This is a genomic window from Silvania confinis (genome assembly GCF_025564085.1).
Classification (GTDB): domain Bacteria; phylum Pseudomonadota; class Gammaproteobacteria; order Enterobacterales; family Enterobacteriaceae; genus Enterobacter; species Enterobacter confinis.
The window spans coordinates 161119-180349 of the sequence record NZ_JAMGZJ010000070.1 but is presented as its reverse complement, the minus strand read 5'-3'; the positions used below and the strand labels follow the sequence as shown (position 1 = coordinate 180349).

18 protein-coding genes and 1 riboswitch are annotated in these 19231 nt (G+C 55.9%); of the genes, 11 read left to right on the top strand and 7 right to left on the bottom strand.

The window, feature by feature from the left end; all coding sequences use genetic code 11:
• Positions 1–507 precede the first annotated feature (507 nt).
• Positions 508–2097 (top strand): bifunctional phosphoribosylaminoimidazolecarboxamide formyltransferase/IMP cyclohydrolase, encoded by a 1590-nt coding sequence (purH, locus tag M8013_RS06805; protein WP_271267035.1) that lies wholly within the window; start codon positions 508–510, stop codon positions 2095–2097.
• Positions 2098–2111: 14 nt separating this feature from the next.
• Positions 2112–3404: a phosphoribosylamine--glycine ligase gene (gene purD, locus M8013_RS06800; RefSeq protein ID WP_271267034.1), complete on the top strand. Its 1293-nt coding sequence runs from the start codon at positions 2112–2114 to the stop codon at positions 3402–3404.
• 49 nt (positions 3405–3453) lie between these two features.
• On the opposite strand, the gene M8013_RS06795 is transcribed toward purD, so the two are convergent.
• The 6 genes from M8013_RS06795 to nudC all read right to left on the bottom strand — a co-directional run bounded on the left by M8013_RS06795 (position 3454) and on the right by nudC (position 7809).
• Positions 3454–4146 (bottom strand): DUF1481 domain-containing protein, encoded by a 693-nt coding sequence (locus M8013_RS06795; RefSeq protein ID WP_271267045.1) that lies wholly within the window; start codon positions 4144–4146, stop codon positions 3454–3456.
• Positions 4147–4157: 11 nt separating this feature from the next.
• A complete protein-coding gene (gene hupA, locus M8013_RS06790) occupies positions 4158–4430 on the bottom strand; it encodes a nucleoid-associated protein HU-alpha (protein WP_032615913.1) in 273 nt (90 codons plus the stop codon).
• A gap of 186 nt (positions 4431–4616) precedes the next feature.
• Positions 4617–5207, bottom strand: coding sequence for a YjaG family protein (locus M8013_RS06785; RefSeq protein ID WP_271267033.1), 591 nt, complete (start codon positions 5205–5207; stop codon positions 4617–4619).
• A gap of 42 nt (positions 5208–5249) precedes the next feature.
• Positions 5250–5921 (bottom strand): deoxyribonuclease V, encoded by a 672-nt coding sequence (nfi, locus tag M8013_RS06780; protein ID WP_271267032.1) that lies wholly within the window; start codon positions 5919–5921, stop codon positions 5250–5252.
• Between the two features lie 9 nt (positions 5922–5930).
• Positions 5931–6995: a uroporphyrinogen decarboxylase gene (gene hemE / locus M8013_RS06775; RefSeq protein ID WP_271267031.1), complete on the bottom strand. Its 1065-nt coding sequence runs from the start codon at positions 6993–6995 to the stop codon at positions 5931–5933.
• 40 nt (positions 6996–7035) lie between these two features.
• Positions 7036–7809, bottom strand: a complete 774-nt coding sequence (nudC, locus tag M8013_RS06770; RefSeq protein WP_271267030.1) for an NAD(+) diphosphatase — start codon at positions 7807–7809, stop codon at positions 7036–7038.
• A 95-nt stretch (positions 7810–7904) separates the two neighbouring features.
• Here nudC and rsd point away from each other — a divergent pair, with 95 nt between their 5' ends.
• The 9 genes from rsd to M8013_RS06725 all read left to right on the top strand — a co-directional run bounded on the left by rsd (position 7905) and on the right by M8013_RS06725 (position 14923).
• On the top strand, positions 7905–8402 hold the full coding sequence (rsd, locus tag M8013_RS06765; protein ID WP_271267029.1) for a sigma D regulator: 498 nt from the start codon (positions 7905–7907) through the stop codon (positions 8400–8402).
• A 53-nt stretch (positions 8403–8455) separates the two neighbouring features.
• A riboswitch (TPP riboswitch) is annotated at positions 8456–8564 on the top strand.
• Positions 8565–8640: 76 nt separating this feature from the next.
• Positions 8641–10536 carry a phosphomethylpyrimidine synthase ThiC gene (thiC, locus tag M8013_RS06760; RefSeq protein ID WP_271267028.1) on the top strand — a complete coding sequence of 632 codons (1896 nt, stop codon included), beginning with the start codon at positions 8641–8643 and terminating at the stop codon, positions 10534–10536.
• Entirely contained in the window at positions 10536–11171 is a 636-nt protein-coding gene (thiE, locus tag M8013_RS06755) for a thiamine phosphate synthase (RefSeq protein ID WP_271267027.1), read from the top strand. The genes thiC and thiE overlap by 1 nt, the downstream gene beginning before the upstream one ends.
• Complete coding sequence (locus M8013_RS06750) at positions 11164–11919, top strand: HesA/MoeB/ThiF family protein (protein ID WP_271267026.1); 756 nt, start codon at positions 11164–11166, stop codon at positions 11917–11919. Before thiE ends, M8013_RS06750 begins: the two co-directional genes overlap by 8 nt.
• Entirely contained in the window at positions 11903–12103 is a 201-nt protein-coding gene (thiS, locus tag M8013_RS06745; RefSeq protein WP_271267025.1) for a sulfur carrier protein ThiS, read from the top strand. The genes M8013_RS06750 and thiS overlap by 17 nt, the downstream gene beginning before the upstream one ends.
• A gap of 1 nt (position 12104) precedes the next feature.
• A complete protein-coding gene (gene thiG, locus M8013_RS06740) occupies positions 12105–12872 on the top strand; it encodes a thiazole synthase (protein ID WP_271267024.1) in 768 nt (255 codons plus the stop codon).
• A complete protein-coding gene (gene thiH, locus M8013_RS06735) occupies positions 12872–14005 on the top strand; it encodes a 2-iminoacetate synthase ThiH (protein ID WP_271267023.1) in 1134 nt (377 codons plus the stop codon). Before thiG ends, thiH begins: the two co-directional genes overlap by 1 nt.
• 291 nt (positions 14006–14296) lie before the next feature.
• Positions 14297–14602: a PTS sugar transporter subunit IIB gene (locus tag M8013_RS06730; protein ID WP_271267022.1), complete on the top strand. Its 306-nt coding sequence runs from the start codon at positions 14297–14299 to the stop codon at positions 14600–14602.
• A 3-nt stretch (positions 14603–14605) separates the two neighbouring features.
• The gene (locus M8013_RS06725; RefSeq protein WP_271267021.1) at positions 14606–14923 is read left to right on the top strand and encodes a PTS lactose/cellobiose transporter subunit IIA; all 318 of its coding nucleotides are present in this window, start codon (positions 14606–14608) and stop codon (positions 14921–14923) included.
• A 78-nt stretch (positions 14924–15001) separates the two neighbouring features.
• On the opposite strand, the gene rpoC is transcribed toward M8013_RS06725, so the two are convergent.
• Entirely contained in the window at positions 15002–19225 is a 4224-nt protein-coding gene (gene rpoC / locus M8013_RS06720; protein ID WP_271267020.1) for a DNA-directed RNA polymerase subunit beta', read from the bottom strand.
• Positions 19226–19231 lie beyond the last annotated feature (6 nt).

Sequence of the window (19231 nt, the reverse complement as noted above, 5' to 3'; positions counted from 1 at the left end):
CATTTAGCGTCTTGCGACGTTTAGAATCCATGTCACTTTGAGTGCCCACACAGATTGTCTGATAAATTGTTAAAGAGCAGTGCAACGCGGCGTTAAGCTCACCGTTGCGAGGTGGCGTATATTACGCCTTCCTCATTCAGAGTCAAGCGTTTATTTTCGCTTTTCTCTGTCGGCGTTCATCGCTGAACCCCTGCCAACTCGGCGGCTTGTTTGCCGTTGTTCCGTGTCGATGGAGGCGCATTATAGGGAGTTCTCCGCAGGCCGCAATACTTAAATGACAGAAAAATGACTGACTGCTGCATTCCACAGCGAAACCCCGTCTTATACCCTTTTGCACACAGACTTATCCACAATGTGGCGAAAATTTGAAAATTCGCGAGCGTTGCGCAAACGTTTTCGTTAAAATGCTCGCGCTTCTCGAGGATGCTCCGTAAGGGGTGTTAGCTGAGTTTTTTGTGGAAAATTCAGCTAACGCTCTCTGTAATCGTCAAATCCAGGGGATTTACCATGCAACAAGGTCGTAAAGTCAGCCGCGCGCTGCTCAGTGTTTCTGACAAAGCCGGTATCATCGAATTCGCACAGGCACTTTCCGCACGTGGTGTGGAGCTGCTTTCTACAGGAGGCACCGCCCGCCTGTTAGCAGATAAAGGTCTGCCGGTAACCGAAGTCTCCGATTACACCGGTTTCCCGGAAATGATGGATGGTCGCGTTAAGACTCTGCACCCGAAAGTGCATGGCGGTATTCTGGGCCGCCGTGGCCAGGACGACGCTATTATGGAACAGCACGGGATTGCACCGATCGATATGGTTGTTGTTAACCTGTATCCGTTCGCCCAGACCGTCGCCCGTGAAGGTTGCTCGCTGGAAGATGCCGTCGAGAATATCGATATCGGCGGCCCAACCATGGTGCGCTCCGCTGCGAAGAACCATAAAGACGTCGCTATCGTGGTAAAGAGCAGCGACTACGACGCCATTATTAAAGAGATGGATGCCAACGAAGGCGCCCTGACATTGGATACCCGTTTCGATCTGGCCATCAAAGCGTTCGAACACACTGCCGCCTACGACAGCATGATCGCCAACTACTTTGGTAGCCTGGTTCCTGCCTATCACGGCGAGACCACGCAACCTTCTGGCCGATTCTCTCGTACCCTGAATCTGAACTTCATTAAGAAGCAGGATATGCGCTACGGTGAGAACAGCCACCAGCACGCAGCCTTCTATATAGAAGAAGAGATCAAAGAAGCTTCTGTCGCAACCGCTCAGCAAGTACAGGGCAAAGCGCTCTCTTATAACAACATCGCCGATACCGATGCTGCACTGGAGTGCGTGAAAGAGTTCAGCGAGCCGGCTTGCGTTATCGTGAAGCATGCCAACCCATGCGGCGTGGCAGTCAGCACCTCTATTCTGGATGCTTACGATCGCGCGTATAAAACAGACCCGACGTCCGCCTTTGGCGGCATCATCGCCTTTAACCGCGAGCTGGATGCCCAAACCGCGCAGGCCATTGTCTCCCGCCAGTTTGTTGAAGTGATTATCGCCCCATCGGCCACAGAAGAAGCACTGAAGATCACCGCCGCCAAGCAGAACGTTCGCGTCCTGACCTGCGGCCAGTGGGCTGAGCGCACGCCGGGCCTTGATTTCAAACGCGTTAACGGTGGCCTGCTGGTTCAGGATCGCGATCTGGGCATGGTCACAGCAGCCGATCTGCGCGTGGTCAGCAAACGTCAGCCGACTGAACAAGAGCTGCGTGACGCACTGTTCTGCTGGAAAGTGGCGAAATTCGTTAAATCAAACGCCATCGTCTATGCCAAAGAGAACATGACCATCGGCATAGGTGCGGGCCAGATGAGCCGCGTTTACTCCGCGAAAATCGCCGGGATCAAAGCCAGCGATGAAGGTCTGGAAGTGAAAGGCTCCGCGATGGCATCTGATGCCTTCTTCCCGTTCCGCGACGGCATTGATGCCGCAGCAGCCGTTGGCGTGAGCTGTGTTATCCAGCCAGGCGGATCTATCCGCGATGACGAAGTGATTGCTGCCGCAGACGAGCATGGCATCGCAATGATCTTCACCGACATGCGCCACTTCCGCCATTAATTCCGGAGCAGACAATGAAAGTATTAGTGATTGGTAACGGCGGACGCGAACACGCCCTGGCCTGGAAAGCGGCCCAGTCGCCGCAGGTCAAAACGGTCTTTGTGGCACCGGGTAACGCCGGTACTGCCCTCGAGCCTGCGCTGCAAAACGTCGCCATCGGCGTGACCGATATTCCGGCGCTGCTGACTTTTGCCCAGAACGAGAAAATCGATCTGACCATCGTGGGCCCGGAAGCCCCGCTGGTGATCGGCGTGGTGGACGCCTTCCGCGCGGCGGGTCTGACCATCTTCGGCCCAACCGAAGGTGCCGCCCAGTTGGAAGGTTCTAAAGCCTTTACCAAAGACTTCCTTGCGCGCCACAACATCCCGACGGCGGAATACCAGAACTTCACGGAAGTGGATCCTGCGCTGGCGTATCTGCGTGAGAAAGGTGCGCCGATTGTAATCAAGGCCGACGGCCTGGCCGCAGGTAAAGGCGTGATTGTGGCGATGACGTTGCAGGAAGCGGAGGATGCCGTTCAGGATATGCTGGCAGGCAATGCTTTCGGCGATGCAGGACATCGTATTGTGATCGAAGAGTTCCTCGACGGTGAAGAAGCCAGCTTTATCGTGATGGTTGACGGCGAGCATGTGCTGCCAATGGCCACCAGCCAGGATCATAAGCGCGTTGGCGACGGCGACAGCGGCCCTAACACCGGCGGCATGGGCGCTTACTCCCCTGCTCCGGTTGTCACTGATGAAGTCCACCAGCGCACCATGGAACGTATCATCTGGCCAACCGTGAAAGGCATGGCTGCAGAAGGCAACACCTATACCGGTTTCCTGTACGCCGGTCTGATGATTGACCCGCAGGGCAACCCGAAGGTGATTGAGTTCAACTGCCGCTTTGGTGATCCGGAAACCCAGCCGATCATGCTACGCATGAAATCCGATCTGGTGGATCTGTGTCTGGCTGCCTGCGAAGGCAAGCTGGACGAGAAAACATCTGAGTGGGACGAGCGCGCCTCTCTGGGCGTGGTGATTGCCGCAGGCGGTTATCCGGGCAACTACACTAACGGCGACGAGATCCACGGCCTGCCGCTGGAAGAGCTCGAAGGCAGCAAAGTGTTCCACGCAGGCACGACGCTTTCTGCCGACGATCGCGTGCTGACCAACGGTGGACGCGTGCTCTGCGCGACGGCGCTGGGTAACACGGTGGCAGAAGCGCAGCAGCGCGCCTATGCGTTAATGAAGGATATTCGCTGGGAGGGCAGCTTTAGCCGCAAGGATATTGGTTATCGCGCGATTGCCCGCGAGCAAGGGAAGTAATTTCTCTCTTCATGCTAACCCTCTCTCCATCGGGGAGAGGGAATTCCACTCAGAAACTCTTCTCTGTCGGCTGCCAGGTACAGAAATCTTCGTTCGCCACCAGCAGCAGCTGCGATCCTTCTGGCGCTTCCAGCCACGCGACGCTCACGTCCATTGATGAATGACTCTGACGGCGGGCAATGTGTTCCGTCGCCCAGTTGTCGAAATCTGGCTTCAGCTTCAGCCCTTCGCACGTGGTCACGGTACCGTCGGGATGCCTGCGACCCTGCTGCAGTACGACCCGCCCCTGACGCAAAGCATCACTGGTCTGGCGGATTTGGTCGGCACGGTAGCGGTACAGGGCAATCTGATCGTTGGATAGCTGTTGCTTTTGACCGCCGATTTCGCGCTGCATAAAGCTCAGCTCACCGTGGTCGTCAAAACGCACCCGGATATGCTCAGGGGGTTTGCTGTAGATATTGAGTTCGATTAGAGCAAGCGTATCGCCCTGCCAGCGGTACTCGCTGGTTGTGGTGCTGCCGCTATGCCAGGGACTGAAGGCAGAGAGCAGGTGGACTTCATCATCGGAATCTTTGCGCCAGATACGCACCGCACCCTGATCGTCAGCGTATCCACTGGCGGTAAAGGGCGGTAGAGAGGAATCATGGCTGCAGGCAGTCAGCAACAGTATTCCTGCCAGCGCCAGAGCCTGACGCCAGACAGACAAAAGGGGCGAAACCGCCCCCTTGTTAAAACTGTTCACTGCCACGCGTCTTACTTAACTGCGTCTTTCAGTGCTTTGCCAGAGACAAATGCTGGCACGTTAGCTGCAGCGATTTTGATCTCGTTACCGGTCTGCGGGTTGCGGCCAGTACGCTCAGCGCGGTGGTTCACTTTGAAGGTACCGAAACCAACCAGTTGCACAGCATCGCCTTCTTTCAGAGACTCAGTAATAGCAGCCAGGGTGGATTCCAGAGCAGCTTTAGCCTGCACTTTAGACAGATCAGCCTTGTCCGCAATTACATCAATCAGTTGAGTCTTGTTCATAAGTTATCCTTTCAATGTGTTTATCGCTTGCTAAGCATCGAGTGCGACGAAAATGCCAAAAAAGCACTCTCCTGCATACACGCACCGATAGCCACTTATTTTCGCCCCCCAAATGTAGACCAGACGGGGGGCAGAAGGGAAGAGTACAGGTATGACAAAAAAGGCGTTAAATCACGTTTTATTGTCTCACTGGCTAAGATTTATACCAATGTTACTCTCACCGGCCTCACGCAAGTCTGCTCGCAGACCTTTAATCAGCTCGATATCACGTTCTTCACACTCTGCCAGCAATCGGAATATTTCCCACTGGATGTCCCATTCCTGCTCTACCGCCGGGTTTAACCGTAGCTCTTCATCGGTCATTTCGCGACCTTCCTGCGTCATTTCCAGCATTGCCACGGTCGTGATGGAAGCCTTACTGACTTCGATGGCATGTTCCAGCGTCTCACCACTCAGGCGCGAATGAATCAGCTCACTTAATGCCACACAGGCATCAATCGCCGGGTAGACACCATACACATCATAGTCATCAGCAGCAGGGATGGCTTCTTCCAGCTTATCGAGCTGCGAATCGAAGTTTACCTTCGCATCTTTGACCGTCAGCGTTTCCCACACCAGATCGAGGACACGACGATACACTTGGCCTTCACCAAATTCAGTCTGCTTGCAGAACATGGCGTAGTTCGGGTACATACGTTCGCACAGACAGGCCATAAAAGTGACATGCTGCCAGCTTTCCAGCTTTTCAAGGCGCAGATGAATCGGGTTTAGTAACATGATGAACTCTCAGAGTCAGAAATTGGCGGCAGTTTACCTGATTCAGGGCTGAATTTCCTGCCAACGAATGAAAGCCGGACGCCCGGATGCCACCGCATCGGCCCAGCGGGTCGGTTCTGGCAGCCGATAGCCTTTCATACAGCGCTGTACCCAGCCTAGCGCGCTATCCAGACTGACACGGTGGCCGGTCGCGATAAACAGTGGATTGCAGCGTGCCTTGCTGCGCCATACCCACGCCAGCTGCTCGCCTTTATCCATCAACGGCGCCAGTGCGCCAGGCTCCGTCGACAGCGGTTCAAACTTACCGCAGAGGCGTTTTTTCGCCACGCCAATGGTTGGAACATCCACCAGCAGGCCAAAATGGCTGGCAACGCCAAGACGACGAGGATGGGAGATGCCATGACCATCAACAAACAGCAGGTCCGGTTTTTGTGACAGTAACGCCCACGCAGCCAGTAGCGCGGGGTATTCGCGAAAGGAGAGAAAGCCGGGGATGTAGGGCATGGTGGTGGCGATACGCGCCACCTGGTATTCGACAAGTTCCAGCGAAGGATACTTCAGCAGCACTATCGCTGCCCGCGTCACGTCCCCGCCCTGCTCAAACCCGACATCTGCACCCGCAATCAGTGCGGGTGGGTCTTTATCCAGCCGATCCTCGCGAGAGACCGAGGCGGCAAGTTCGATTTGCTGAGCGCGTAATGACGCAAGATCCATAGCGACCCCTTACAGATGGTACTGCGCAGAAAGTCGGTGCACCGCCTCCACGAACACGCCTGCATGCTCTGGCGGTACATCCTGATGAATACCGTGTCCCAGGTTGAAGACATGACCTTCGCCCTGACCGAATCCGGCCAGAATCGTCGCGACCTCTTCTTCAATGCGGGCAGCCGGAGCATAGAGCATAGACGGGTCCATATTGCCCTGCAGCGCCACCTTATCACCCACGCGACGGCGCGCCTCGGCCATGTCCATCGTCCAGTCGATGCCCAGCGCGTCGCAGCCGGTCTCTGCCAGTGCTTCAAGCCACTGACCGCCACCTTTGGTGAACAGGGTCACCGGCACGCGACGACCTTCGTTTTCACGCAGCAGGCCATCAACGATTTTGTGCATATAGTAGAGCGAGAACTGCTGATAATCGCGACCGGTCAGCACCCCGCCCCAGGTATCAAAAATCATCACCGACTGCGCACCCGCTTTAATTTGCGCGTTCAGGTACAAGGTGACGCTTTTCGCCAGCTTATCGAGCAGGGCATGCAACGCCCGCGGATCGGCGTACATCATCTTTTTGATCACCGTAAATGCCTTGCTGCTGCCGCCTTCGACCATGTAAGTCGCCAGCGTCCACGGGCTGCCGGAGAAACCAATCAGCGGCACCTCACCTTTCAGCTCACGGCGGATGGTTCGTACGGCATTCATCACATACCCAAGCTCCTGCTCCGGGTCCGGGATGGGCAGATTATCGATATCCGCTTTGCTCTTAATCGGTGAGGAAAAGCGCGGACCTTCACCGGTTTCAAAATAGAGCCCAAGGCCCATGGCGTCCGGGATGGTCAGGATGTCTGAAAAAAGGATCGCCGCGTCCAGCGGGAAGCGGCGCAGCGGCTGGAGCGTCACTTCACACGCCAGCTCTGCGTTTTTGCACAGCGACATAAAATCGCCCGCCTGCGCGCGCGTAGCTTTGTATTCCGGCAAATAGCGGCCCGCCTGGCGCATCATCCATACCGGGGTGACATCAACGGGTTGGCGCAGCAGCGCACGCAGATAACGATCGTTCTTCAGTTCGGTCATTTTTGCAGTTCCTTAAGCGTCTTATCCCCAGTGTATCACGTCATTCATAGTCGGCCCGACACATTGCCACCGTATCTTCTATCAGGCGGCGGGCCACGGTGCCTGGCGGCGGAAGCAGCGGTAAATCGTCATAGCGATACCATTTGGCGCTTAGCAACTCTTTCGGATCGATAACGATCTCGCCGCTGTCGTACTCAGCCATAAACGCGGTCATCAGCGACTGCGGGAACGGCCACGGCTGCGAGGTGACATACCGCAAATTTTTCACTTTAATACCGCTCTCTTCCATTACTTCGCGCGCGACTGCCTGCTCCAGCGTTTCGCCCACTTCAACGAACCCGGCCAGCACGGTATGGACCCCGTTACGGTGGCGGGTATGTTGCGCCAGTAAAAGGGAATCATCACGACGAATGGCCACAATCATGCAGGGGGCGATTTGCGGATAATAACGTTCACGGCAGTGGCTGCAGAGCATTGCCCACTCAGTTTTGCTCGGGTGCATGGTGTGGCCACAATAGCCGCAATATTTATGCGAACGATAAAACTCGGTCAGCTGTACAGCGCGCCCGGCCAGCTGAAATAAGCCACCATCAAGATCGAGCAGCTGGCGCACCGATCCCATCTCGTGAGGACGATTCTGTTGGATCAACCACACCGATTCGCCCTGCCATTCACCAATATTGCGTGCAGTTTGACCCGCAAGATCGAAATCTTCCGCTTCTCCATGGGGTAATTCCCCCCCAGGTAACCATAATTTTTGTTCGTGGCTGACTAACCACCAGCCGCGATCCGATTTTTCAATTATACGATCCATATCTATTGCACAACCTTTGCTTCACAGGCATGTTGGTAACATTACGATTACATTTTGGGCGGGCAGCTTTTAATCTTAACCTTGCGGAGTCAAACATGCTAAACCAGCTAGAAAACCTGACAGAGCGCGTTGGCGGAAGTAACAAACTGGTCGATCGCTGGCTGCTCGTGCGTAAACATCTGCTCGTAGCCTACTACAATCTTGTTGGCATTAAGCCTGGCAAAGAATCCTATATGCGCCTGAATGAAAAAGCGCTGGATAATTTTTGTCAGAGCCTGGTCGACTACCTTTCCAACGGACATTTTAATATTTATGAACGTATTATCCGTGAAATGGAAGGCAGCAGCCCGCTTTTAGCGGCCAACAAACTGTATCCCCTGCTGGAGGCCAATACCCAGCAGATCATGGATTATTACGACTCAACCCTCGAAAACGCCATCGACCAGGATAACTATCTGGAATTTCAGCAGGCGCTTTCCGATATCGGCGAGGCACTGGAGCAACGATTTACGCTGGAAGATAACCTGATCGCCCTGGCGCTGGATAACAATCTGAAAGCGAGTAACGAAAATAACGTCGCCCGTCCGGCTTGAGTTATTTCTCGTTAACGCGTAGTTTACATTTATTGCTCCTGCTGTAAGGGAGCAAATTCTTGTCGGAGTGCCCAGTGCGAAAGCCGGGCTGAGACCGTTAATTCGGGATCCGCGGAACCTGATCAGGTTAAAACCTGCGAAGGGAACAAGAGTCAATCTGTTGAATCGCCCCTGGGCGATCCTCTCTTGCTTCATCCGACGTCTGACAAGCCACTTCCTGCACTTTTTGGAACGAGCTATGTCTACCACAAAAATGACCCGCCGCGAACAGCGCGCGCATGCCCAACACTTTATCGATACCCTGGAAGGCACCGCTTTCCCCAACTCAAAACGCATCTATCTGAGCGGATCTCAGGATGATATTCGCGTGCCCATGCGCGAGATCCAGCTTAGCCCGACGCTTATCGGCGGCAGCAAAGAACAGCCACAGTTAGAAGAAAACGAGGCGGTACCGGTTTACGACACCTCGGGCCCTTACGGCGATCCGGCGGTGGCGATTAACGTCCAGCAGGGGCTGGCGAAGCTGCGCCAGTCATGGATTGATGGCCGCGGCGACAGCGAAGCGCTCTCTGTCCGTAGCTCGGCTTACACCCAGGAACGCCTGGCGGATGACGGGCTGGATGAACTGCGCTTTACCGGCCTGCTGACGCCGAAACGCGCCAAATCGGGCAAGTGCGTGACTCAGTTGCACTACGCCCGCCAGGGTATCGTGACCCCGGAGATGGAGTTCATCGCCATCCGCGAAAATATGGGCCGCGAGCGTATTCACGGTGAAGTGCTGCGCCACCAGCATCCGGGCGAGGGCTTTGGCGCTCGCCTGCCGGAAAACATCACCCCGGAGTTTGTGCGTGACGAAGTGGCAGCAGGCCGCGCGATTATCCCTGCCAACATTAACCACCCGGAATCGGAGCCGATGATCATTGGCCGCAATTTCCTGGTAAAAGTAAACGCCAACATTGGTAATTCAGCCGTCACCTCCTCCATCGAAGAAGAGGTGGAGAAACTGGTGTGGTCCACCCGCTGGGGCGCGGACACGGTGATGGACCTTTCAACCGGACGCTATATTCACGAAACTCGCGAATGGATCCTGCGCAACAGCCCGGTGCCGATTGGTACGGTTCCCATCTACCAGGCGCTGGAGAAAGTTAACGGTATCGCCGAAGATCTCACCTGGGAAGCCTTCCGCGATACCCTTCTGGAGCAGGCTGAACAGGGCGTGGACTACTTCACCATTCACGCTGGCGTGCTGCTGCGCTACGTGCCGATGACCGCAAAACGTCTGACCGGGATTGTCTCCCGCGGCGGCTCAATCATGGCGAAGTGGTGCCTTTCCCATCATCAGGAAAACTTCCTGTACCAACATTTCCGCGAAATCTGCGAAATCTGCGCCGCATACGACGTCTCACTGTCGCTGGGCGATGGCCTGCGTCCGGGCTCCATTCGCGATGCCAACGACGAAGCCCAGTTTGCCGAACTGCATACCCTGGGCGAGCTGACCAAAATTGCCTGGGAATATGACGTCCAGGTGATGATCGAAGGCCCAGGCCATGTGCCGATGCAGATGATCCGCCGCAACATGACCGAGGAACTGGAACACTGCCATGAAGCACCGTTCTATACCCTGGGGCCGTTGACCACCGATATCGCACCGGGTTATGACCACTTCACTTCCGGAATTGGCGCGGCGATGATCGGCTGGTTTGGCTGCGCGATGCTCTGCTACGTCACCCCAAAAGAGCATCTCGGTCTGCCAAACAAAGAGGATGTGAAGCAAGGCCTGATCACCTACAAAATTGCCGCTCATGCGGCCGACCTGGCGAAAGGTCATCCGGGTGCACAGATCCGCGATAACGCCATGTCAAAAGCGCGCTTTGAATTCCGCTGGGAAGACCAGTTCAACCTGGCACTCGATCCGTTCACCGCCCGAGCCTATCACGACGAAACCTTGCCGCAGGAGTCTGGCAAAGTGGCCCACTTCTGTTCCATGTGCGGACCGAAATTCTGCTCAATGAAAATCAGCCAGGAAGTGCGCGACTACGCGGCGAAGCAGACCATCGAGGTGGGAATGGCTGACATGTCAGAATCATTCCGCGCCAAAGGCGGTGAAATCTACCTCAAAAAAGAGGAGGCGTGATGTATCAACCCCACTTTCCGCCAGTGCCGTTTCGCCTGGGGTTGTACCCGGTCGTGGACAGCGTGGCGTGGATTGAACGCCTGCTGAAGGTTGGCGTTAAAACGCTCCAACTGCGCATCAAAGATAAACAGGATCACGAGGTCGAAGCCGACATTGCGGCGGCCATCGCTCTTGGCCATCGCCATCAGGCCCGCCTGTTTATCAACGACTACTGGCGTCTGGCCATCAAACATCAGGCTTACGGTGTGCATCTCGGTCAGGAAGATCTGGAGACCACTGACCTTGACGCGATTCGGCAGGCTGGCTTACGCCTCGGCGTGTCGACCCATGACGATATGGAGATTGACGTGGCGCTGGCGGCACGCCCGTCTTACATCGCGCTGGGCCACGTTTTCCCGACCCAGACCAAACAAATGCCCTCAGCGCCGCAGGGCGTGGATCAGCTGGCAGGCCATATTGCACGGCTTGCGGACTATCCCACCGTCGCCATCGGCGGGATTAGCCTTGCACGGGCGCCCGCCGTTCTGGCGACGGGCGTCGGTAGCATCGCAGTGGTCAGTGCGATCACCCAGGCCGAAGACTGGCAGGCCGCAACAGCACAGCTCCTGCAGCTGGCGGGAGCGGGCGATGAATGACCGCGACTTTATGCGCTACAGCCGCCAGATCCTGCTGGACGACATCGCCATCGACGGCCAGCAAAAGCTGCTCGCCAGTCGGGTGCTGATTGTCGGGCTGGGTGGACTTGGCGCCCCGGCAGCGCTGTATCTGGCCGGGGCGGGTATCGGTACGCTGGTGTTGGCCGACGACGACGACGTCCATCTCAGTAATTTGCAGCGCCAGATTGTGTTCACCACCGACGATCTGAATCAGCCGAAAGCGCAGGTGACGCAGCGTCGGCTGACACAGCTGAATCCGGATATCCGCCTGATCGCCCTACAGCAACGACTGAAGGGCGATGCGCTCCGCGAACAGGTGGCACAGGCCGACCTGGTGCTGGATTGCACCGATAACATGGCGACGCGGCAGGCCGTTAACGCGGCTTGTGTGACGCTCAATACCCCGCTCATTACCGCCAGCGCCGTGGGCTTTGGCGGGCAGCTGATGGCGCTGACCCCACCCTGGACCCAGGGCTGCTACCGCTGCCTGTGGCCGGATGATAACGAGCCACAGCGCAACTGCCGCACCTCAGGTATCGTCGGGCCGGTGGTTGGCGTAATGGGAACCCTGCAGGCGCTGGAGGCAATCAAGCTGCTCAGCGGAATGGAGACCTCACGCAATACGCTGCGGCTGTTTGATGCCCGCGCGGGGAGCTGGCGCCAGCTGGCGCTGCAGCGTGCCAGCGGTTGTCCGGTATGCGGAGGGCGTCATGCAGATCCTGTTTAACGATGAACCGATGCAGTGTGCTGACGGTATCACCCTCGCCACCCTACTCGACCAGCTACGCCAGTTAAAGCCAGGGGTGGCGCTGGCCCTTAATCAACAGATCCTGCCGCGTGAGCGGTGGGATCGTCAGCAGGTGCGCGAAGGCGATCAGATCCTGCTCTTTCAGGTGATTGCCGGAGGCTAAGATGATACGTATTGCGGATAAAACTTTTGATTCTCATTTATTTACCGGGACCGGAAAATTCGCCTCGCCGCAGCTGATGATCGAATCCCTCAAAGAGAGCGGCAGTCAGTTGGTCACGCTGGCGATGAAGCGGGTCGATCTGCGTAATCACAACGATGCCATTCTGGCACCGCTGCGCGAAGCGGGCGTGACTTTGCTGCCCAACACCTCCGGGGCTAAAACGGCAGAAGAGGCGGTGTTCGCCGCACAGCTGGCGCGCGAGGCGCTGGGCACGCACTGGTTGAAGCTGGAAATCCATCCCGATGCCCGCTGGCTACTGCCGGATCCGATTGAAACGCTGAAAGCCGCAGAGATGCTGGTTAAACAAGGTTTTACGGTGCTGCCCTACTGTGGGGCCGATCCGGTACTCTGCAAGCGGCTGGAAGAGGTGGGTTGTGCCGCAGTCATGCCGCTCGGTGCGCCCATCGGCTCGAATCAGGGGCTGGCAACCCGCGCGATGCTGGAGATCATCATCCAGCAGGCGAGCGTACCCGTGGTGATAGATGCAGGCATCGGCGTCCCCAGCCATGCCGCACAAGCCCTGGAGATGGGAGCCGATGCGGTGCTGGTTAATACCGCTATCGCCGTCGCTGACGATCCGGTGAAGATGGCGCGCGCCTTCCGCCTGGCAGTAGAAGCGGGCGTGCTGGCCCGCCAGTCTGGCCCAGGTTTGCGCAGCGTTGAAGCCCAGGCCACCAGCCCGCTGACCGGTTTTCTGGAGACGTTCTAATGAGTTCCTTTACCGATCGCTGGCGTCAGCTGGACTGGGACGACATTCGCCTGCAGATCAACAGCAAAACGCCAGCGGACGTTGAGCGCGCGTTGAACGCCCGTCATCCGACCCGCGAAGACATGATGGCCCTGCTCTCCCCCGCTGCCAGCGCGTATCTGGAGCCGATGGCTCAGCGGGCGCAGCGTCTGACCCGCCAGCGCTTTGGCAATACGGTGAGCTTTTATGTGCCGCTGTATCTCTCCAACCTGTGCGCCAATGACTGTACTTATTGCGGGTTCTCGATGAGCAACCACATCAAGCGCAAAACGCTGGATGAAAACGAAATTGCCCGTGAGTGTTCGGCGATCCGTGAGATGGGGTTTGAGCACCTGCTGTTGGTTACTGGCGAGCATCAAAGCAAAGTCGGGATGGACTATTTTCGTCGCCATCTTCCGGCCATTCGCCGCCGTTTCTCGTCTCTGCAGATGGAGGTTCAACCCTTGTCGGAGGCAGAGTACGGCGAGCTGAAAACGCTGGGACTGGATGGGGTGCTGGTTTATCAGGAGACTTATCACGAGGCGGTGTATGCCCAGCACCATCTGAAGGGTAAAAAGCAGGACTTCTTCTGGCGGCTGGAGACGCCGGATCGGCTGGGCCGTGCCGGGATCGATAAGATCGGCCTCGGCGCACTAACCGGGCTGTCGGACAGCTGGCGGGTCGACAGCTATATGGTGGCGGAACATCTCCTGTGGTTGCAGCAGCATTACTGGCAGAGCCGCTATTCGGTCTCCTTTCCACGTCTGCGCCCCTGCGCCGGGGGTATTCAGCCCGCGTCGATCATGGATGAACGCCAGCTGGTACAGGCGATCTGCGCCTTCCGTCTGCTGGCACCAGAGGTGGAGCTGTCACTGTCGACCCGGGAGTCACCGGCATTTCGCGATCGCGTGATCCCGCTGGCGATTAACAACGTCAGCGCTTTCTCCAAAACCCAGCCTGGCGGCTATGCCGACGATCACCCCGAGCTTGAGCAGTTTGCCCCACACGATAACCGTCGCCCGGAGGAGGTTGCTCGTGCGCTCAGCGATCAAGGTTTGCAGCCAGTATGGAAAGACTGGGATAGCTGGCTGGGGCGCGCCTCGCAGTTACGCTGAAAGAAAATGTAACCCGGTGAAAATATTACGTGACGTCGCGTAAGGTTTGCAGCGGGCGATTGCCTGTCGGTGTGCCTTTTTTTACTCTTGCCCTGTCAGCAAAGGGTGCTGACCAGGGCGGAAAGCTTCTTCCTCGTTTCGCCCTGCCTTCTCACCTTTGTAACAGTTGTAACCGGTTTCAGAAAAAAGCAGCTTTCTTTGTGATGACTCACACACAACCGTGGTAAAGCGGTTGTTGAAGCAGACAGCGCGGGATAATTATTAATAAACACATGTACATTGAGGCTGACTATGAAGAACATCGTTTTATGCTGTGCAGCGGGAATGTCCACCAGCATGCTGGTTCAACGCATGAAAGACGCCGCGCAGAAGAAAGGCGTCGAGGTGACCATTAAAGCCGTACCGGTTGCTGAATTTAAAGATGAGATCGCCGCAGCCGACATCGTGTTACTGGGCCCACAGGTTAAATATGAGCTGGCAAATCTCCAGGCTCAGGCCGAGCCGCTGGGTAAAAAGGTCGCGGTTATCGACATGATGGATTACGGCATGATGAAAGGCGATGCCGTGCTCGATAAAGCCCTCAAACTGTTGGAGTAACGCATGGACGATTTAGAAACGATCATTATGGAGCTGCTGGTGAATGCCGGTGCAGCCCGTAGTTCCGCATTAACCGCCCTGCAGATGGCGCGCAAAGGCAATTTTGCCGATGCCGAGAAAGCAATGGAAGAGTCGCGTGAATTCGTTAAGCATGCGCACACCATCCAGACGAAACTGATCGGTATGGATGAAGGCACTGGCAAGCTGCCGGTCAATCTGATCACCGTTCACTCGCAGGATCATCTGATGAATGCGATGGTGATTCAGGATCTGGCGGGCGATATGATCGAGCTGTATCGCCGGTTGCCACTGGTTAACTGAGACAACGCCCGGTAAGCGCAGCGCTATCCGCATAAAAAAACCCGCCGAAGCGGGTTTTTTTATGGGCTGACGGAACGATTAATCGTTGTCAGAACCGCCCAGGCCTGCGTTCAGCAGCTCTGCCAGGCTGGCAGATGCATCTTCAGCAGTAACCTGCGGTGCAGCTGGCGCGTCGCCTGCTGCGCGACGGCGCATACGATCCTGGTGGTACGCATAACCGGTACCGGCCGGGATCAAACGACCCACGATAACGTTCTCTTTCAGACCGCGCAGTTCGTCGCGTTTGCCCGCAACGGCTGCTTCGGTAAGCACACGAGTGGTCTCCTGGAACGATGCCGCGGAGATGAAGGACTCGGTTGCCAGAGACGCTTTGGTGATACCCAGCAGGTCACGTGCGAAGGTCGCACTGAGTTTGCCGTTCGATTCCAGATCGCGGTTAGCAATCTTGACGCGAGAGTATTCAACCTGCTCACCTTCGAGGAAGTCGGAGCTACCGGCATTCACGATGGTGGCTTTACGCAGCATCTGACGAACGATAACTTCGATGTGCTTATCGTTGATCTTAACGCCTTGCAGACGGTAAACGTCCTGTACTTCGTTGGTGATGTAACGCGTTACCGCGTGGACGCCACGAAGACGCAGAATGTCGTGTGGCGCTTCCGGACCGTCGGAAACCACATCACCACGTTCTACACGTTCACCTTCAAACACGTTGAGCTGACGCCATTTTGGAATCATCTCTTCGTACGCATCGCTGCCATCCAGAGGCGAGATCACCAGGCGACGTTTCCCTTTGGTCTCTTTACCGAAGGAAATGATACCGGTGATTTCAGCCAGGATTGCCGGCTCTTTCGGACGACGTGCTTCGAACAGATCCGCAACGCGCGGCAGACCACCGGTGATATCCTTGGTACCGCTGGATTCCTGAGGAATACGCGCCAGAGCATCACCTGCACCGATCTGAATACCATCTTCCAGCTGCACAATCGCTTTACCTGGCAGGAAGTACTGAGCCGGCATGTCGGTGCCCGGGATCAGAACGTCGTTGCCGTTAGCATCAACGATTTTCAGTGCTGGACGCAGATCTTTACCACCCGCGGTACGTTCTGCAGAATCCAGAACCACCAGGGAAGAGAGACCGGTCAGGTCGTCAGTCTGACGAGTAATCGTCTGACCATCGAGCATATCGGTGAAGCGAATAAAGCCCGCCACTTCGGTGATAACTGGCATGGTGTGCGGATCCCAGTTTGCTACGGTTTCGCCGCCTGCAACCTGCTCACCATCACCTTTGCCCATTACCGCACCGTAAGGCACTTTATAGCTCTCTTTGGTACGACCGAATTCGTCGATCAGTTTCAGCTCGGTGTTACGCGAAGTAACAACCAGCTTACCGGCAGAGTTCATAACCGACTTCGCATTGCTCAGACGGATGCTACCTTTGTTTTTCACCTGGATGCTGGATTCAGCAGCCGCACGCGATGCCGCACCACCGATGTGGAACGTACGCATCGTCAGCTGTGTACCCGGCTCACCGATGGACTGTGCCGCGATAACGCCGATTGCTTCACCTTTGTTGATGATGTGGCCACGCGCCAGGTCACGACCATAGCAGTGTGCACATACACCAAAGTCGGTGTTACAGGATACGACGGAACGTACTTTGACGGAGTCAACGGAGTTCTCTTCCAGCAGATCACACCAGTGCTCGTGCAGCAGTGTGTTGCGTGGAACCAGAATATCCGCGGTGCCCGGCTTCAGCACGTCTTCGGCAGCCACACGACCCAATACGCGATCGCGCAGTGGCTCTTTAACATCACCACCCTCGATAACCGGGGTCATGGTGATACCTTCGAGGGTGCCACAGTCGTCTTCGGTCACAACCAGATCCTGCGCAACGTCAACCAGACGACGCGTCAGATAACCGGAGTTCGCTGTCTTCAGTGCGGTATCCGCAAGACCTTTACGCGCACCGTGCGTGGAGATGAAGTACTGGAGTACGTTCAGACCTTCACGGAAGTTCGCGGTGATCGGCGTTTCGATGATGGAGCCATCTGGCTTCGCCATCAGACCACGCATACCTGCCAGCTGACGAATCTGTGCTGCAGAACCACGCGCACCGGAGTCGGCCATCATGTAGATGCTGTTGAAGGAAACCTGCTGCTCTTCTACGCCGTCACGGTTAATAACGGTTTCGGTTTGCAGGTTATCCATCATCGCTTTGGATACACGATCGTTCGCCGCTGCCCAGATATCGATAACTTTGTTATAGCGTTCGCCCGCGGTAACCAGACCAGACTGGAACTGCTCCTGGATCTCAGCAACTTCGGCTTCCGCTTCAGAGATGATCTCGTGTTTCTTCTCTGGGATGACCATGTCATCAATACCAACAGATGCACCTGAACGCGCTGCATAAGCAAAGCCGGTGTACATTGTCTGGTCAGCGAAGATAACGGTCGGCTTCAGGCCCAGAATACGGTAACAAGTGTTCAGCATTTTGGAGATAGCTTTCTTGCCCAGCGCCTGGTTGACGATGGAGAAAGGCAGACCTTTCGGTACGATCATCCACAGAATCGCACGGCCTACAGTCGTGTCGATAATGCTGGTTTTGCTAACGAGCTCGCCATTAGCATCTTTTTCGTATTCTGTGATACGCACTTTTACACGCGCATGCAGAGAGGCCAGGCCAGCGCGATAAATACGCTCAGCTTCTTTAGGGCCAGTCAGCACCATGCCTTCGCCTTTAGCGTTAACACAGTCACGGGTCATGTAATACAGACCCAATACAACGTCCTGAGAAGGAACGATGATTGGCTCGCCGTTCGCTGGGGACAGGATGTTGTTGGTAGACATCATCAGCGCACGCGCTTCGAGCTGGGCTTCCAGCGTCAGCGGTACGTGAACAGCCATCTGGTCACCATCGAAGTCGGCGTTATAAGCCGCACAAACCAGCGGGTGCAGCTGGATAGCTTTACCTTCGATCAGTACTGGCTCAAATGCCTGGATACCCAGACGGTGCAGTGTTGGTGCACGGTTCAGCAGTACCGGGTGTTCGCGGATAACTTCGTCCAGGATATCCCAAACGACAGCTTCTTCACGCTCAACCATCTTCTTAGCGGCTTTGATGGTGGTGGCCAGGCCACGCAGTTCCAGCTTGCCGTAGATGAACGGTTTGAACAGCTCCAGTGCCATTTTCTTCGGCAGACCGCACTGATGCAGACGCAGGTATGGACCTACGGTGATAACAGAACGACCAGAGTAGTCAACACGCTTACCGAGCAGGTTCTGACGGAAACGACCCTGCTTACCTTTGATCATATCGGCCAAAGATTTCAGAGGACGCTTGTTAGAACCGGTGATCGCACGACCGCGACGACCGTTATCCAGCAGGGCATCTACCGCTTCCTGCAGCATACGTTTTTCGTTACGTACGATGATATCTGGCGCAGCCAGATCCAACAGACGTTTCAGACGGTTGTTACGGTTAATCACGCGACGATACAGATCGTTCAGATCTGACGTTGCGAAACGACCACCATCCAGCGGAACCAGCGGACGCAGATCTGGCGGCAGAACCGGCAGAACGGTCAGGATCATCCACTCTGGCTTGTTGCCAGACTGTACGAACGCTTCCAGCAGTTTGATACGCTTGGTCAGCTTCTTACGCTTGGTTTCGGAGTTGGTTTCGTTCAGCTCTTCGCGAAGAGTTTCACACTCTTGCTCCAGATCCATGCTCTTCAGCAGGGCCTGGATCGCTTCCGCACCCATCTTGGCGTCGAATTCGTCACCGAACTCTTCCAACGCGTCCAGATACTGCTCTTCGGTCAGGATCTGGTTACGTTCCAGATTGGTCATCCCGCCTTCGATAACAACGTAAGATTCGAAGTACAGTACACGTTCGATATCGCGCAGCGGCATATCCAGCAGCAGGCCGATACGTGACGGCAGAGATTTCAGGAACCAGATGTGGGCAGTCGGAGACGCCAGCTCGATGTGGCCCATGCGCTCACGACGCACTTTGGTCTGGGTCACTTCAACGCCGCACTTCTCACAGATAACACCACGGTGTTTCAGGCGCTTGTACTTACCGCACAGGCACTCGTAATCTTTTACTGGCCCGAAAATACGCGCACAGAAAAGGCCGTCACGCTCAGGTTTGAACGTACGGTAGTTGATGGTTTCTGGCTTTTTAACTTCACCAAAAGACCATGAACGGATCATGTCTGGCGAGGCCAGAGCAATTTTGATCGCATCAAACTCTTCGGTTTTAGTCTGCGCTTTCAGAAACTTTAATAAATCTTTCACGGATTT